Source organism: Aridibaculum aurantiacum (genome assembly GCF_017355875.1).
Classification (GTDB): Bacteria; Bacteroidota; Bacteroidia; order Chitinophagales; family Chitinophagaceae; genus Segetibacter; species Segetibacter aurantiacus.
This window is the reverse complement of the sequence record NZ_JAFEWC010000001.1, coordinates 1,503,072-1,517,997: the sequence shown is the minus strand read 5'-3', so window position 1 is coordinate 1,517,997 and position 14,926 is coordinate 1,503,072. Positions and strand designations below refer to the sequence as shown.

The following is a 14,926-nucleotide window of genomic DNA, read 5'->3' as shown; positions in this document are numbered from 1 at the left end:
AAAAGAAGTTGACCGCAAGATCAGCTTCTTTTTGTTTATCCCCATTTCGTAAACCCGCTTTTGAGGGTTGCTTCTACCTTTGCCACACAAAAGATAGTAACGATGGAAAAAAGAAAATTAGGCAACTCGGATGTGATGGTAACGCCGATGGCTTTTGGCGCATGGGCAATAGGCGGATGGATGTGGGGCGGCGCCGAAGAAACAGCCGCCATACGTGCCATACAAGCAGCCTACGATGTGGGCATCACCACCATAGACACTGCACCTGTGTATGGCTTTGGCCGCAGCGAAGAGCTGGTAGGTAAAGCAATGGAAGGTAAGCCTAGAGACAGTTACCAGGTACTTACCAAGTTTGGACTGAACTGGGAGACAGAAGAGGGTGAATTCTTCTTTGACTCAGTTGACAACAACGGCAAGCCGATTAAGATCTACAAATTCGCAGGTAAGAAGAAAGTGATACAGGAATGTGAGAACAGCCTGAGGCTGCTGAAGACGGATTATATTGACCTGCTGCAGATACATTGGCCGGATGCTACTACACCTATCAGTGAAACTTTTGAGGCGGTGCAACAACTGATAGACCAGGGAAAGGTACGTGCAGCTGGCGTGTGCAACTACAGCGTGGAGCAGGTAGAGGAAGCACTTCAAACAATTCAGCTGGTAAGCAACCAGGTGCCCTACTCAATGATCAACCGCGGTATAGAATCTTGTGTGGTGCCACAGGCACTGGAGAAAGGATTGGGTATTATTCCATACAGCCCGCTGCAGCGTGGATTGCTGACTGGTAAGATAAAACCAGATCATCAATTTGGTGAAGGTGATACAAGAGAAGGTAACCGTTTTTATACTGCTGAAAATATTCGTCGTACCAATGCAATGCTGGATGAGATACGTCCTATAGCTGAAGCGCATAATGCTTCTCTTGCCCAGGTTGTAATCAACTGGACCATTAACCGTCCCGGTGTGGCTTGTGTACTGGTAGGCGCAAGAGATGATAAACAAGTAGCTGACAATGCTAAGGCATTGGGTTTTACTTTATCGCAAGATGAATTGGACGCTATTACTGCAGCCGCTGATAAGTTTTCCTTGGAAGAAGTGAAAACTGTATAAGTACGAAATACGAATTCGAAGTACGAAGTACGGAATACGAAGTACGGAATACGAAGTACAAAGCCGAAGTACGAATGCAGCATTTAGCTGTGGTCGGACTTCGGCTTTCTATTTTAGGTTGAAGATTTGATTGAAATTTGGGGGAAGCAACAGCTACCTCTCATTCTCTTTATAAAAAGATTATCAAAGTTTAAGATTGCGATTTATAGATTGAAGATTTGGTTTTAGCCTTAGAACCTCCAAATCTTAAATCTTCAATCTAAAATCTAAAATCAAACTTACATTATCTCGCTCAGCTCCAGCCAGCGCATTTCTTTTTCTGCAAGTTGGTTGGTTATCTCTCCTATTCGCACGCTGGCTTTTTGCATCTCTTCAAAAGGCATAGTACCTATCTGTTCTTCCAGTTTAGCTTTTTCAGCTTCAAGTGCGGCTATTTCTTTTTCCAGGGTTTCAAATTCCCGCTTCTCATTGAAGGATGGTTTGCGTTTGGCTGCAGCTGGCTGAGCAACTGTCGATAACTTTGCGGTCTCATTTGTGGCGGCTGCTTCTGTGCTGAGGCCTTTGCGCTTATCTTTTTCCAGTACCGTCCACTTATCCTGTTTCTTTTCCTGTGTCTTTACCCACTCCCTGTACAGCGTATAGTTGCCCGGGAAATCATGTATCTCGCCATCGCCTTCAAAAACAAATAGGTGATCTACCAGCCTGTCCATAAAATACCTGTCGTGGCTCACGATCAGCACACACCCCTGGAAGTCTACCAGGAAGTTCTCCAGCACTGCCAGCGTAGGAAGATCGAGGTCGTTTGTAGGCTCATCTAGTATAAGGAAATTCGGATTCTGAAACAGGATCACCAGCAACTGCAGTCGCTTCTTTTCGCCTCCGCTCAGGCTGCTCAGGTAAGTGTATTGTTTGTCGCCCGGGAAAAGGAATAGCTCAAGGAACTGCGATGCGCTGATGCTTCCACCTTTGGCCAGCGGGAAACTTTCAGCAAATGTTTTTACATACTCAATCACACGCATGTCTTCTTTGTACACCAGCCCCTGCTGGCTGAAGTTGCCGAAGACAACTGTATCGCCAATGTTCACCTTACCACTATCCGGCTGCTCCAGGCCTTGCAGGATATTCAGGAAAGTACTTTTACCAACACCATTCTTACCTACCACTCCTATCCTTTCGCCTTTCGAAAAAGTATATTCAAAGCCTTTCATGATCACTTTGTCACCATAGCTCTTGTACACTTTCTTCAGCTCAGCTATCTTACCTCCCAACCTCGTCATTTTTACTTCCAGTTGCAGTTGCGCATCTTCTATTCGCTTCTTTGCCTGCGCCTCTACTTCGTAAAAATTGTCCTGGCGACTTTTGCTTTTTGTTGTACGTGCTTTGGGCTGCTTCCGCATCCACTCCAGCTCTTTTCTGTAGGTATTTTTTGCTTTATCAATTGTAGCTTGTTCACTATCTATACGTGCTGCTTTTTTCTCCAGGTAGTTAGCATAATCACCCTTATGAACATACAGCTCGCTGCGTTCCATTTCCCAAATTTCATCGCATACAGCATCTAAGAAATAGCGATCGTGCGTAACAAGTAACAGCGTTACATGCTCACCGTTAAGGTAATGCTCCAGCCACTCAATCATCTCCACATCAAGGTGGTTGGTAGGCTCATCCATAATAAGCAGTGTATGCTGGTGCTCGAAGCCGATATCGATGAGTGTTTGAGCAAGGGCCACACGCTTACGCTGTCCACCACTAAGCTTAGCCACAGGCTGGCGCAGGTGATGAATATTCAGCTTATCCATGATCTCTTTCACCTTGCTCTCGAAGCTCCATGCATTCAGGTCGTCCATACGGGCCAATGCATCGCTGATTGCTTGACCGTCATCTTCTTTTCCTTCGGCCGCCGCATCTTCGGCAGCGTCTACTGCAGCTTCATAATCCCGTATGGCTGCTATGGTAGGATTATCGGTATGAAATATATTTTCAAGTACTGTTTTGCTTTCATCAAACTGCGGGTCCTGTTCAAACAGCGCCACCGTTACACCTTTGTGGATCCATACTGTGCCGCTATCGGCTGTTTCTTTGCCAGAGAGAATGCGGAGCAAAGTACTCTTACCCACACCATTGCGCGCCACCAGCGCTATTTTATCACCTTCAGAAATATGAAATGAAATATTGTTGAAAAGAGGATTAATGCCGTAGCTCTTGCTTAAACCTTCTACAGATACATAATGCATAGGGCGCAAAGGTAAGCGGTAGAGTTGGTGATGGTTGTTTTAGAAACCCGAAATTGCTGTGGCACTTCGGTTCGGCAGGAGCTTCAGATACTACAGGCTTCTCAATCATCATCTTTTGCTAAAACTTTTAGCATCTGGTACAATAGTTGAATAACTTCCAGAAAACAGAAGATATGAGTACTAATATGGAGAATAAGCAAAATGAACAGGATAATTCGAACACAGTAAAAAATCCTGATGAATGGACAACCGGCGGCGAGGCTATGACAGGTGCACAGAAGTCGTACCTGAAGACACTATCTGATGAAGCCGGGGAAGAAATGGATGAGAATTTAACGAAGGCAGATGCATCAAAGAAGATAGACGAGCTGCAGCAGAAGACAGGCAGAGGCGTGGATCATTAGAAGAATGGTTTCGGGTTTGAGGTTTTGGGTTTGGGGTTCCTTGTTTCGGGTTTTTGATTCCTTGTTGCTAATTCGATGGAGTTTTTGTCATGCCGACGAAGGAGGCATCCGCTAGTAGTTTCTGGTTGCTGGTTTTGAAGGATACTTCATTATTTGAAGGGGATCCCTCGTACCTCGGGATGACATAGCTTTTTGTCATGCTGACGAAAAAGGTATCCCTATATGTTTCTAAACTAAAAAGCGAAGTGCGAACAGGTCCTGTCCGCACTTTGCTTTTATCTCGTACTTCGAAAATCGTACTTCTAACTTATATAACCACACTCAAACTTTTTACCACTGCACCAAGGCGTACTGCATCGTGGATGCGCTGCTTGTTAGTTCCATGGGCTACCAGGTTCTTTTCGTGGGAGGTAACACACATTTCGCAACCATTGATAGCGCTTACTACTATGCTCACCAGCTCGAATAATTCTTTACCCAAAACAGGGTTAGCCATTATGCTCATGCGGATACCAGCCTGTGCTTTATCATAAAACTCTTCATGCATAAAGTGGCGGAAACGGTAGTATACATTGTTCGCACTCATCAGGCTTGTACAGCTGATCACTTCAGCAATCTCTGCATCAGTAGCGCCATTGGCACGTGCAGATGTTTCAAATGCTGATTGTAGTACATTATTCTTTTCATTTACTGCTACAGAAAGCGCTAAAAGAAAAGCATCTTTTTTGCCTAATGATTCTGCGTTTAGCGCTGTGTTAATGTTCAGCTTCAGGTCTTTCAGGTAACGGCTGTTAGCTGCAGACAAAGCTTTCAATTGAGCAGGGACTTCTATTTGCTCTAATCCAAGATCGGTTAATAAAGCCACTGCACCATCTACCGCAGGGGCTGCTGCACCAAATAACATAGTTGATATTTTTAAAAAAGTCCCGCTGGTGTAGCGGGACCGGAATTAATTATTCAGCATTTGAAAGTGTTGCTTCACCTTTTTGCCAGTTGCAAGGGCAAAGCTCATCTGTTTGCAGAGCATCCAGAACACGCAATACTTCTTTTACATTACGTCCCACATTCAGATCGTACAAAGACACCCAACGGATGGTTCCTTGTGGATCTACGATGAATGTAGCGCGGTAAGCAATTTTTTCTTCAGCTTCCAGGATACCTAGTTCTTCAGCAAGGGATTTAGAAGTATCAGCCAGCATTGGGAATTGCAGGTTGCGAAGGTCTTCATGATCTCTTCTCCAAGCTACGTGTACAAACTCGCTGTCAGTAGAAGCACCAATCAGAACTGCATCACGATCTTCGAAATCCTGGTAGTGGTTGTTGAACTCAGCGATCTCTGTAGGGCATACAAACGTGAAGTCTTTAGGCCACCAGAACATCACCATCCATTTGCCAGCGGTTTTGATCTCTTCGTAAGAAAGATCGTAAAACTCTTTTCCTTTCTCTGTAGATACGACTGCCTTTTTCTTGAACGCAGGGAACTGAGCGCCAAGCGATAAAGTAACATTTTTCATATATATCCTTTTGCTTTGTTTTTTCGAGGTGCAAAGGTGAGCGTTGAAACATTGAAAACAAAATGAAAGATGTTAAAGAGCCATTAACATACAATTAAAAGCAGCCCCACCCCCAGCAAAGTTTGTAGCAGCTCATGAAGAATATTACGCTGATATTTGCCAAACACAATTGAGCACCGGCAGGAAATGGAGAAACAGCGCGTTCAACAACTATCATTAGCAGGTTTTATCATCACCTTTATTGGCTCCATCCTCTTTTCTACCAAAGCCATCATTGTAAAACTGGCTTTTGCAGCCACGCATGCAGATGCTATCAGCCTGTTGGCGCTACGCATGATCTTTTCTTTGCCGTTCTTCCTGGCAGCAGCATTTTTTATCAGCAGCCAGTCGGGCAATGTAAGGATGACCAACAGGCAATGGCTGACGGTTTCGCTGATAGGTTTGTGTGGTTACTATATCAGCAGCCTGTTCGATTTTGTAGGGCTACAATATATTTCTGCAGGCCTTGAAAGATTGATCTTATTCCTATATCCCACTTTCGCAGTACTTATTAATGCTTACCTGTTTAAGCAAAGAATAGCACGCAATCAAAAGTGGGCATTGCTGCTTACGTATACGGGAATTGCAATTGCTTATATAGGTGAACTGCAGGTAGACAATAGCAATCCGAATTTCCTGTACGGCAGTTTTATGGTATTTATGTGTGCCGTTACATTTTCGATTTACCTGGTTGGTAGCGGCAGGATCATTCCATCTGTTGGATCTACCAAGTTTACTGCCTATGCTATGCTGGCTGCAACGGTTGGGGTGTTCACACATTATCTTTTAGCTGGTACGCACACTACCCTTGCAGGTGGCACCGATATCTGGTTTTATGGTATTTTGCTGGCAGTGGTGGCTACTGTGGTCCCTTCATTTATGATAGCAAATGGCATGAAGCGGATAGGATCGAATAACGTGGCCATCATTAGTAGCATCGGCCCAGTATCAACTATTCTGCAGGCGCATTTCATTTTAGATGAACCCATGTTTGCAGCACAGATAGCCGGTACATTACTAGTGATAGCAGGTGTTCTACTTACTGGTTGGAAGCCACGACAAACGGTAGAATAAGAATGTTTGGGATGTGTTTTGGAAATTCAATAGCTGTTGCCCTATATTTGCAGCCCCTGAATGCCCAGGTGGCGAAATTGGTAGACGCACTGTGTTCAGGTCGCAGCGTTCGCAAGGATGTGCTGGTTCGAATCCAGTCCTGGGCACTTCAAAATTAGAAGCCTTGATAGCAGTAGCTTTCAAGGCTTTTTCTTTTAGGGGTCATCACAGGGAACGGTTTACTACTATCTGCAGGTGATCCAATTGCTTACCCAACAATGTTTTTATGCCTACAGGTTTAAAGCCCAATCTTTCAAATAATTTCTTTGCTCTTACATTACCAGGCTCTACCAACAAACCAACTGTTTTTTTGCGGGTGGTTACAAATTCATCAATAACCAACTGCAGCATTTTGGCACCCACACCTCTTCCCTGCATATGTGGACTTACACCTAAAGTGTCTATATAAAATTCTCCTGGACCAGTTTCGTCTTCAGGCTGTAGCTGCCTGTTGTAATGAAGCTTTAAATAATTGAGAACAGGTTGTCGCAATGCATGTAGTTCTGCTCCATTATAAATATTGACGGTTGCTATAACATCGTTGTCTATTTGCCCAACCCAACAGTTCTCGTATGAGTACTGGTTGTTTTCTTGTTGGGTAAAATGCAGCAGAAAGTTTTTAGCCTTAGCGCTGTCTGCTTCACCTATGAGACGGAAAATAATATCCTCCATTGCCAGTAACAGGTGAGTAGCTATAGCCTCTGCGTCAGCTGGTGTTGCTTTTCTAATGATCATAAGATAACCTAGAGCTGGTAATGGAAGTTTTTTGAAGGGCAATTTCATAGAATTCTATTCACCCTGGTGGATCCATTTATACTTGTTTCCATTCCAATAAATGATACCACCAGCGATTGCTGCGCCATCTTCATAATCCTCTATCAAAATGCCGGGGCGCAACAGTTTAATGGTTCTACTGCCTTTGATATCGCCAGTTACTTTATCAAATATTGTTTCATCGGCTGACTTCTTTTTGTACAGCGCCCACTTGTCCAGCCAGCTAAAGTCTTTGCCGCCGTTGCCGAAATCTTTTCCTGCACCCATTACAAAATGCTCCGCAGTAGAATTGTGAATGATCAGGATCCCTTTTCTACTTGTGGATTTATGAACTACTAAAACAGCTACATCCTCTTTATTATCTCCATTGAAATCTGCAGATAAAAAGTCAGGTTTTATAAAAGGCATTACCTGGAATTCCTGGTCAAGCTTTTTGCTTTTAAATGTCTCTGTGAACCATGCCGGAAGAGATGCCGTTTGACTATAAGCGCTTGCGGTAAATAATGAAAAAATGATAAGTAGGATAAATCTAATAAATATTATTTCTAATTGTTAGCAGTGTTTATCACCCTCACCCACTACACCACCATCAAACTACAACCCCTGATGTCACTGGTGTCGGTCCTTCCATGTATTTCAAAACTCCCATCATCATAAATGATACCTGCATCATCGGTAGCAATAAAACTGCAGCTATAGATGTTTGCCAGGTCAATTACATTTACGACACCCCTGCCTGTTCCTTTTATTGCCAAAGGATCGTCTTCGTCACGCAACAGCAACTTCATCCATGGTACCGACTTGAAGATACCGTTGCCTTTAGAGTAAGCCTGCGACAACAACTCGGTCATCCCATATTCAGAATGTACTTTATCAACTCCTAATCCTTCCTGCAGTTTTTCATGTACCTGTGGCCGTATCAACTCTTCCCGCCTACCCTTCATACCTCCCGTTTCCATAACTATAGTATGCTGCAGCTTCATAGGAAATTGCTCAGCAAGATCAAGCAATGCAAAGGTGACACCTATGACCATAGTGCGCTTTCCAGCACTTTCAAGTTGTGTTAGTGTTTCTTTCAATTGCGGGTAATCGTATAAATAAAACCCGGATCGCGGATGACCTGACTGCTTCACCAGCTCATCCACCATCACTACCAGCGATGAACCTTGCCTTTCTAAATAAGAGGGTAACAGTCCAATGATACACCAATCCTTCACGTCACCATAAAACATGCGAAAGCCTTCAAGGAAACTCCTTTTATACAGTTCTATATCTTTTACGTAGTGCTTACTGTTAATGGTTGTAGTAGTTCCACTGCTTTCAAATATTGCCTCCGGCTCAAACTGCCCCGCTACCACCTGATGAGTTTTGAAAAAGCTTACCGGCAGAAATGGCACCTGCTTGAGCTGTGTAACCTGCTTTGGATGAACACCTAAAGCATCCACCCATTGTTTATAAACCTGGTTGTTGCTGTACTGGAATTGAAAAACCTGTAACGCCACAGCCTCGAAGCTTTGAGCAGTAACAGAGAAAATATTGTTAACAATGTCAGTGACAATCATTTAGTGATAGAGGCTTTTAACTAAATTTGAAAGCATAATGAATATCATGAAGACAAAGATATTAGTTGGCTTGCTTGCTCTGGTTGTTTTGATTGCATGTAAAAAAGATAAATACAATACTGCTCCTACACTTACACTTAAATCAAGCAGTGGCAAAGTGGTAGCTAGCGGTGGCGGCATGAACTTGACCTTTGAAGTGACCGACAAAGAAGGTGATATCAGCAATACGCTTTTCATAAAAAAAACACGCACCAACAAGCGTCCACCAACACCCAACCAGGATCTTGGAAGAGATTCTCTCACCTACCAGATACCCAATATTACCAACACACGCACAGTGCTAATGGAGCTTAATCTTTCTCATGCACAGCTGATTTCTACATCAAGAGCAGAGCCAGATAGTCTTACAGTTGAATTTTGGATACTAGACAAAGCGCTTAACAAAAGCAATGTTCACCGCATAGAGGAGGTTGTTATCCTGAAGTAATGATCCGCCAGTTACAAGACCTGGTACGGCTCATCTTTTACGGGAATATTTTCTATGGACTTTGTGCAGTTGCCATGTGCATAGAAACCAACGTTGTGATGGGCCTTGGCCTCAACCATTTTCCATTTTACCTGCTTATCTTCTTCGGATCATGGATCTACTATACCATGATCTATGTTCGCAGTACTTCCGCCAATGCTAATAAAGAGATTAATGCCTGGTACCGGCAAAATCTTAACCGTATAAAAAATGTTCTTTCCGCGGTTTTACTTGTTGAAGTATTGTTAGCCTGTTATTTCGTCTCTTTTCATTTTAATGCAATAAAGCAATTGAGTTTGCTTCATTGGCTATTGCTGGCATCTGTGCCTGCAGGCGGCGCATTGTACACTTTTCATATGCCTGCACCTTTCAAGAAATTCAGGCAGATCGGCTGGCTGAAGCCTATAGTTATTGGAGCAACATGGACCGGGTGGGTCACCATTTTTCCTGTAGTGGCGTGGCAGGTACAGTATGGTATACCAGGAGAACATATTTACCCGCAACCTTTGTTCTGGCTCATCAATCTCATCTTCATCACGGCGCTAGCTATCATTTTTGATGTAAAAGATTATAAGACCGACATACAGAAAGACCTGATGACTTATCCGGCACAGTATGGCATCAAGAACACTTATCGCTACATCCTTTTACCCCTAACGGTTTTTTCTATTATCCTTGTTGTACTGTTTCAAATAAACAACGGCTTTACCTTTGCGCAATCCATCATTCAGCAGCTCCCGTTCTTATTGCTGTTGTATATAATTAACAAGCGCCCGGGCAGCCTCAATACGCTGTACTACCTGTTTTATATAGATGGCCTGATGTTGTTGAAAGCATTGTGCAACATCGTAAGCATTGAATTTTTTAAATGAGCAATATGTCAAAAAGCAAAAAGAATAAGGAAACAAACACTCCTCTCCTGGACCAACAGTCACACGATTTTTTACGTAATTATCTCAACAATCCTTCACCGGTAGGTTTTGAATACAGCGGCCAGCGCATCTGGCTCGATTACCTAAAGCCATACATCGATGAACATATGGTAGATCCTTACGGTACTGCTGTTGGTATCATCAACCCGGGTCAGCCGTTCAAAGTAGTGATAGAAGCTCATGCTGATGAGATCAGTTGGTTTGTGAACTACATCAACGACCAAGGGCTTATTTACCTAAAGAGAAATGGTGGCGTTGATCACCAGGTGGCACCGAGCCAACGTGTATTTATTCATGGTAAAAAAGGATTGGTAAAAGCTGTGTTTGGGTGGCCGGCTATACATACACGCCTGGGCAACCCGGAACAAAAAGAACCACAACCAAAAGTAGATAACTTATGGTTGGATTGTGGCGCTCGCAGCAAACAGGAAGTAGAGGACCTTGGTATTCATATTGGGTCGGTAGTTACCTACCAGGATGGCTTTGATGAACTGGCGAATGACTACTATATCTGCCGTGCAATGGATAACCGAATTGGTGGTTTTATGATAGCCCAGGTAGCACGTTTACTGAAAGAGAACAAGCAGAAACTTCCGTATACCCTTTATGTTGTGAATGCTGTACAGGAAGAAATAGGATTACGTGGTGCAGAGATGATAGCCCGTAGGATAAAACCGAATGTTGCCATCATCACCGATGTAACACACGATAGTACCACACCGCTCATTAACAAACAAATAGAAGGTGACTGCAGCTGCGGCAAAGGACCAGCACTTTGCTATGGACCGGCTGTGCACAACAAGCTATTGCATTTTGTAGAAGACGTAGCACAACAACAAAACATCAGCTACCAGATGCGCACCGTAAGCCGCAGTACAGGCACCGACACCGATAGCTTTGCCTATGCAAACGATGGCTGTCCTTCTGTGCTTATTTCTATACCACTTCGGTATATGCACACCACAGTAGAAATGCTGCACAAAAGTGACATTGAGAATACGATCAAGCTAATGTATGCATCGCTGGTGGCGCTAACACCCGATACCAATCTTCGTTACTTGTAAGCGTGCTATACAACAGCAGCAGTTCATCTAACTGCTATTAATTTAGTAACTATGCGGAGATAACCTCTCCGCATTTGTTTTTAAAGAAAGTATACCGATACAACAAGTGGCTGTTTGCAGCTATGGTGCTTTTTGCAGCAGGCCAGTTGTTCATCAACTACAAGCATGGTGTGGTCTTCTCTCCGTTCTACCACTATGGTATGTATAGCGACGTGATAAAAGTGTACGAACATTATGGTGTGTTTGAAGTAAAAGCAAATGGAGAACTATTGGCAGGAAAAGATTATTCACCGCAGCAATGGGATAAGATCATCACACCATTGTATTACTACAAGAACATTAGGGAGAACAGCAATAAGATGTATGAGAATGACATCGAACGATTGATGAAAGCCCTGCACCTGTCGCCGGATGAAAAGCATTACGTGCAGACTTGTGATGAGGCAAGCTTTATAAGTTGGTACAAGCGCAACCTTGAAAACATCACAGGTAAAACCATACAGGATGTTCATGTAAAATTCAGGACCTATAGCTATAGCAATGCTGTGCTACAACCTACCGACACTGTTTATTCATTAAACCAACTATGTCCCTAACCCTCGAGCATCGCAAAAAGATCGTACTGCTGTACTGCGGCATCTTCTATTTGTTGGCCATTCTCAAATGGTGGAATGGGTTGTTTTTATACCAGGCACAACCACATCTTTTCAACAACCGATACGATGTCTTCACATGGATTTTTATGAAGACAGGGATACATCAATGGCTGCTTGATAATCCTGCATGCTGGAAGTTTTTTGATGTAGTTTTTTACGCGATGCCTGCTTTGTTTTTCTTGCTTAACTCGTGGAAGATAAGTGCGGGCAGGTTAGCTGCAGTAGCCATGCTTATCATCAATTGGATCTATATACAATGCTTTACACTCTACCCTACTAACAGCATTGAAAGCTATACAGCCTGGTTGTTGTTTCCACTGTTGTTTATGATGGCAAGCGTTCAAAGTTTTTATTATGTGTTCCATGGTCTACGCTACTTCTTTCTTTATTTTTTTGCCTCAGCAGGTGTTTGGAAGATTACCCAGATGGCCATTTTCAATGGTGAACAAATGAGCGGAGTACTGTTGTTTCAACATGCAGAATACCTGGTGTCGTCGCCGGGTTATTGGTATACCAACTTTATCTATTGGCTTGCCAGGAACCCATCGATCAGCTACTGCCTCTACCTGGCAGGATTGCTGCTAGAACTATGCTTCTTCATTGGCTTTTTTACCCGTCGGTACGACAGGCTGCTGATCGTGCTTTTCATTGTATTTTTATTAGCGGATATCTTATTGATGCGCATCCACTACTGGGAGGTGGCGCCTTTCCTTATCACACTCTGGTATAGCAAACTGAAGCTGGCAGAAAAATAAAAGCCCGGTTGTCCGGGTTCATTAGTATTTCTTAATAGTCACTTATTCAATAACCTTAATTAACGTCCCCTGCTCTACCCTGTCAGTCAATTTCATTCCATTCAGCACTGCCAGTTCCTCCAGCCTGTTTGCAGGTACACGATTGCCACGAAGCACCTGGTCTAGCGTACTTGCTTGCGCAACAGTTCTTAAACGTATCCGCTCAGGTTGCCTGTTTAGTTTAGCGGCATCAGTCAGCTGCCTGAAGTTTTGCATGGTATTGCTAAAAGTAGGTTGATAGGCAGCAAAATCATTGGCAGCACTTACTCCCACTATATGGTACATGATGTTGCCATACTGAATGATGTAATTTAAAGTTCGGACAACTTGTTGTTGTTGCTGCTGTTGTTGCCCTTGTTGCGGTACCTGGTCGGCAACCATAGCTATTGCGCGTAATCCATTCACTGTTACTTCACGTGATTCTATTGCTGTTAACCCATATTGTTTTAAAACATTATTGGCTGCATCCTGTAGTGTTGCCCCCTGTGCCAGCGTTAGCATCATCATTGCCTTACCATCCTGTGGTGCCATCTGGAAAGACTGCGGGCTGTTTTGGTGACGCCAGCCAGCTGGTATAGGAAATTGAAACTTCAGCTCAGGATGGTAAAAAACATTTCCTTCTACAAAACCTTGCTTTGGATCGGCGCCATAGATCATGCCTTCGATCCTGCGCAGGTAAGCATTCCTGTTTACCTGCGGGTTGGTAAGATTTAGATCCCGCTTCCATTGCTGTGCAAGTTGGGCAACGGTAGCATTTCTATCGCCGGGATTGGGGTGTGTGCTTAAAAAAGTAGGTATTTCACCTGCACCAGCTTCCTGCGACTTACGCTCCAATGTATTAAAGAAGCCAGCCATTTCAGTAGCATCATAACCGATCTTGCTGGAATACTCTACGCCTAACCTATCAGATTCACGTTCAGCATCGCGGCCAAATTTCAATAATAACAAGCCCATACCCTGCGATGCGGTCTCAGCAAAGCGACCAAATTCAGGAGAAATAACAGCCCCTGCTATAATGCCTATTTGGCCAAGTATCTGGTTTCGCTGTTGAGCAACTGTATGCCTGGCGGTGATATGACCAATCTCGTGACCAAGAACGCCGGCGAATTCTGCTTCATTATTGAAATGTGCCATTATGCCTCTTGTGAAATACACATAACCACCCGGCACGGCAAAGGCATTCAAGACATCCGAGTCTACAATTTTAAACTCGTATTGCAGGTTTGGCCGATGCGATATTGCAGCCATTTGCCTTCCTTTTTCTGTAATAAAACGTTGTAGTGCAGTATCATTATAAAGTCCAAAATGTGCTACGATCTGTGGATCAGCTTCCTTTCCCATGGCTATTTCCTGTTCTTCCGACATAAAGACCAATTGCCTTTTACCTGTAACAGGATTGCGGGAACAAGCGTGAAGGGTAAATAAAAAGAGCAAAGAATAACAACTAATACCAATGTATTTTTTCATGAAATGAATTTTAAAGCGAGTACATGTATGCAACACCAATGCCAATGGCAACCAGTTAGCTCCTGCTATTTGTATAATAAGGAACAGACCCATTTTCTGCTGCCGATTGAATTTTTTAAGCAGAATATTTGATGACAATATAGTTCCCAAATTGCCATCACCTCTTCAAACACATTGATAATCAAGCAGTAGCCATTCTGGTAAAATTATTGATTACATTCTTAAGACGAACGAAAGGCTATTAATCAAAATGCGAGAATTATGAAACGTTATCTGACATTGCTTGCAGCCATTTTCTTTACAGTTTGCGCAAATGCACAAACCAAAGTAACAGTACAGGATGCATCGAAACATATAGGTGACACAGTGAAAATCTGTGATAAAGTTGTTAGCGGCAGTTTTATGCAAACTGCAGAAGGCAGACCTACTTACCTGGTTCTTGGCAACCAACCTGAGGCGCAGGTAACACTTTTGATCAAAGGAGAATCAAGGCGCCGCTTCGACTATAAACCTGAAAAGGACCTGCTCAACCGGCATATTTGCATTGCAGGAAAACTTGAAAGTGTAGATGGCAAACTGCTAATAGTTGTCAACAGGCAAGACGAGATCAACATCATTAACAGCCCATAAATATGAATGCGATGGTGAATGCTGGCTATTGATGTTTGGAGCTTAATAAAAATTTGAAAAAATACAGGTATAAAAAACAGGTGACCACTTTTGAATAGTGGGAAGATGTT

At 43.3% G+C, this 14,926-nt stretch carries 16 protein-coding genes and 1 tRNA gene; 10 read left to right on the top strand and 7 right to left on the bottom strand.

Going from position 1 to position 14,926, the window contains the following annotated elements; all coding sequences use genetic code 11:
* Positions 1-102 precede the first annotated feature (102 nt).
* Positions 103-1,110, top strand: coding sequence for an aldo/keto reductase (locus tag J4N22_RS06305; protein ID WP_207492924.1), 1,008 nt, complete (start codon positions 103-105; stop codon positions 1,108-1,110).
* Positions 1,111-1,388: 278 nt separating this feature from the next.
* Here J4N22_RS06305 and J4N22_RS06300 read toward each other — a convergent pair whose 3' ends face one another.
* Complete coding sequence (locus tag J4N22_RS06300; RefSeq protein ID WP_207492922.1) at positions 1,389-3,341, bottom strand: ABC-F family ATP-binding cassette domain-containing protein; 1,953 nt, start codon at positions 3,339-3,341, stop codon at positions 1,389-1,391.
* Positions 3,342-3,514: 173 nt separating this feature from the next.
* Here J4N22_RS06300 and J4N22_RS06295 point away from each other — a divergent pair, with 173 nt between their 5' ends.
* Entirely contained in the window at positions 3,515-3,745 is a 231-nt protein-coding gene (locus J4N22_RS06295; protein WP_242692076.1) for a DUF3072 domain-containing protein, read from the top strand.
* 307 nt (positions 3,746-4,052) lie between these two features.
* Here the strand turns inward: J4N22_RS06295 and J4N22_RS06290 are convergent, their stop codons facing one another.
* Together J4N22_RS06290 and J4N22_RS06285 are read right to left on the bottom strand one after the other, a co-directional pair.
* Positions 4,053-4,649 carry a carboxymuconolactone decarboxylase family protein gene (locus J4N22_RS06290; RefSeq protein ID WP_207492920.1) on the bottom strand — a complete coding sequence of 199 codons (597 nt, stop codon included), beginning with the start codon at positions 4,647-4,649 and terminating at the stop codon, positions 4,053-4,055.
* 49 nt (positions 4,650-4,698) lie between these two features.
* The gene (locus tag J4N22_RS06285) at positions 4,699-5,259 is read right to left on the bottom strand and encodes a peroxiredoxin (protein WP_207492918.1); all 561 of its coding nucleotides are present in this window, start codon (positions 5,257-5,259) and stop codon (positions 4,699-4,701) included.
* Positions 5,260-5,415: 156 nt separating this feature from the next.
* On the opposite strand from J4N22_RS06285, the gene J4N22_RS06280 reads away from it, so the two are divergent.
* Positions 5,416-6,372 carry a DMT family transporter gene (locus J4N22_RS06280; RefSeq protein WP_242692075.1) on the top strand — a complete coding sequence of 319 codons (957 nt, stop codon included), beginning with the start codon at positions 5,416-5,418 and terminating at the stop codon, positions 6,370-6,372.
* A 62-nt stretch (positions 6,373-6,434) separates the two neighbouring features.
* Positions 6,435-6,518, top strand: a tRNA-Leu gene (locus J4N22_RS06275).
* Positions 6,519-6,576: 58 nt separating this feature from the next.
* Here the strand turns inward: J4N22_RS06275 and J4N22_RS06270 are convergent.
* The 3 genes from J4N22_RS06270 to J4N22_RS06260 all read right to left on the bottom strand — a co-directional run bounded on the left by J4N22_RS06270 (position 6,577) and on the right by J4N22_RS06260 (position 8,747).
* Positions 6,577-7,194 (bottom strand): GNAT family N-acetyltransferase, encoded by a 618-nt coding sequence (locus tag J4N22_RS06270; RefSeq protein WP_207492916.1) that lies wholly within the window; start codon positions 7,192-7,194, stop codon positions 6,577-6,579.
* A gap of 6 nt (positions 7,195-7,200) precedes the next feature.
* Positions 7,201-7,593 carry a hypothetical protein gene (locus J4N22_RS06265; RefSeq protein ID WP_207492913.1) on the bottom strand — a complete coding sequence of 131 codons (393 nt, stop codon included), beginning with the start codon at positions 7,591-7,593 and terminating at the stop codon, positions 7,201-7,203.
* A 170-nt stretch (positions 7,594-7,763) separates the two neighbouring features.
* Positions 7,764-8,747, bottom strand: a complete 984-nt coding sequence (locus J4N22_RS06260) for an acyl-CoA synthetase family protein (protein ID WP_207492911.1) — start codon at positions 8,745-8,747, stop codon at positions 7,764-7,766.
* Positions 8,748-8,793: 46 nt separating this feature from the next.
* Here J4N22_RS06260 and J4N22_RS06255 point away from each other — a divergent pair, with 46 nt between their 5' ends.
* The 5 genes from J4N22_RS06255 to J4N22_RS06235 all read left to right on the top strand — a co-directional run bounded on the left by J4N22_RS06255 (position 8,794) and on the right by J4N22_RS06235 (position 12,680).
* On the top strand, positions 8,794-9,234 hold the full coding sequence (locus J4N22_RS06255) for a hypothetical protein (protein WP_207492909.1): 441 nt from the start codon (positions 8,794-8,796) through the stop codon (positions 9,232-9,234).
* On the top strand, positions 9,234-10,145 hold the full coding sequence (locus J4N22_RS06250) for a UbiA prenyltransferase family protein (RefSeq protein ID WP_207492907.1): 912 nt from the start codon (positions 9,234-9,236) through the stop codon (positions 10,143-10,145). The genes J4N22_RS06255 and J4N22_RS06250 overlap by 1 nt, the downstream gene beginning before the upstream one ends.
* A 5-nt stretch (positions 10,146-10,150) precedes the next feature.
* Positions 10,151-11,269 carry a M42 family metallopeptidase gene (locus tag J4N22_RS06245; protein ID WP_207492904.1) on the top strand — a complete coding sequence of 373 codons (1,119 nt, stop codon included), beginning with the start codon at positions 10,151-10,153 and terminating at the stop codon, positions 11,267-11,269.
* Between the two features lie 74 nt (positions 11,270-11,343).
* On the top strand, positions 11,344-11,865 hold the full coding sequence (locus J4N22_RS06240; protein WP_207492902.1) for a hypothetical protein: 522 nt from the start codon (positions 11,344-11,346) through the stop codon (positions 11,863-11,865).
* Positions 11,856-12,680, top strand: a complete 825-nt coding sequence (locus tag J4N22_RS06235) for a hypothetical protein (RefSeq protein ID WP_207492900.1) — start codon at positions 11,856-11,858, stop codon at positions 12,678-12,680. The genes J4N22_RS06240 and J4N22_RS06235 overlap by 10 nt, the downstream gene beginning before the upstream one ends.
* 42 nt (positions 12,681-12,722) lie before the next feature.
* Here the strand turns inward: J4N22_RS06235 and J4N22_RS06230 are convergent, their stop codons facing one another.
* The gene (locus J4N22_RS06230) at positions 12,723-14,186 is read right to left on the bottom strand and encodes a M48 family metalloprotease (RefSeq protein ID WP_207492898.1); all 1,464 of its coding nucleotides are present in this window, start codon (positions 14,184-14,186) and stop codon (positions 12,723-12,725) included.
* Positions 14,187-14,447: 261 nt separating this feature from the next.
* Here J4N22_RS06230 and J4N22_RS06225 point away from each other — a divergent pair, with 261 nt between their 5' ends.
* Positions 14,448-14,816: a hypothetical protein gene (locus tag J4N22_RS06225; protein ID WP_207492895.1), complete on the top strand. Its 369-nt coding sequence runs from the start codon at positions 14,448-14,450 to the stop codon at positions 14,814-14,816.
* Positions 14,817-14,926: the final 110 nt, after the last annotated feature.

Excerpts from the sequence above, each read along its gene's own strand:
- J4N22_RS06300 (WP_207492922.1), bottom strand. The coding sequence starts at position 3,341 with ATGCATTATGTATCTGTAGAAGGTTTAAGCAAGAGCTACGGCATTAAT.
- J4N22_RS06250 (WP_207492907.1), top strand. The coding sequence starts at position 9,234 with ATGATCCGCCAGTTACAAGACCTGGTACGGCTCATCTTTTACGGGAAT.
- J4N22_RS06270 (WP_207492916.1), bottom strand. The coding sequence starts at position 7,194 with ATGAAATTGCCCTTCAAAAAACTTCCATTACCAGCTCTAGGTTATCTT.
- J4N22_RS06305 (WP_207492924.1), top strand. The coding sequence starts at position 103 with ATGGAAAAAAGAAAATTAGGCAACTCGGATGTGATGGTAACGCCGATG.
- J4N22_RS06285 (WP_207492918.1), bottom strand. The coding sequence starts at position 5,259 with ATGAAAAATGTTACTTTATCGCTTGGCGCTCAGTTCCCTGCGTTCAAG.
- J4N22_RS06245 (WP_207492904.1), top strand. The coding sequence starts at position 10,151 with ATGTCAAAAAGCAAAAAGAATAAGGAAACAAACACTCCTCTCCTGGAC.
- J4N22_RS06225 (WP_207492895.1), top strand. The coding sequence starts at position 14,448 with ATGAAACGTTATCTGACATTGCTTGCAGCCATTTTCTTTACAGTTTGC.
- J4N22_RS06260 (WP_207492911.1), bottom strand. The coding sequence starts at position 8,747 with ATGATTGTCACTGACATTGTTAACAATATTTTCTCTGTTACTGCTCAA.
- J4N22_RS06295 (WP_242692076.1), top strand. The coding sequence starts at position 3,515 with ATGAGTACTAATATGGAGAATAAGCAAAATGAACAGGATAATTCGAAC.
- J4N22_RS06230 (WP_207492898.1), bottom strand. The coding sequence starts at position 14,186 with ATGAAAAAATACATTGGTATTAGTTGTTATTCTTTGCTCTTTTTATTT.
- J4N22_RS06265 (WP_207492913.1), bottom strand. The coding sequence starts at position 7,593 with ATGCCTTTTATAAAACCTGACTTTTTATCTGCAGATTTCAATGGAGAT.
- J4N22_RS06290 (WP_207492920.1), bottom strand. The coding sequence starts at position 4,649 with ATGTTATTTGGTGCAGCAGCCCCTGCGGTAGATGGTGCAGTGGCTTTA.
- J4N22_RS06235 (WP_207492900.1), top strand. The coding sequence starts at position 11,856 with ATGTCCCTAACCCTCGAGCATCGCAAAAAGATCGTACTGCTGTACTGC.
- J4N22_RS06255 (WP_207492909.1), top strand. The coding sequence starts at position 8,794 with ATGAAGACAAAGATATTAGTTGGCTTGCTTGCTCTGGTTGTTTTGATT.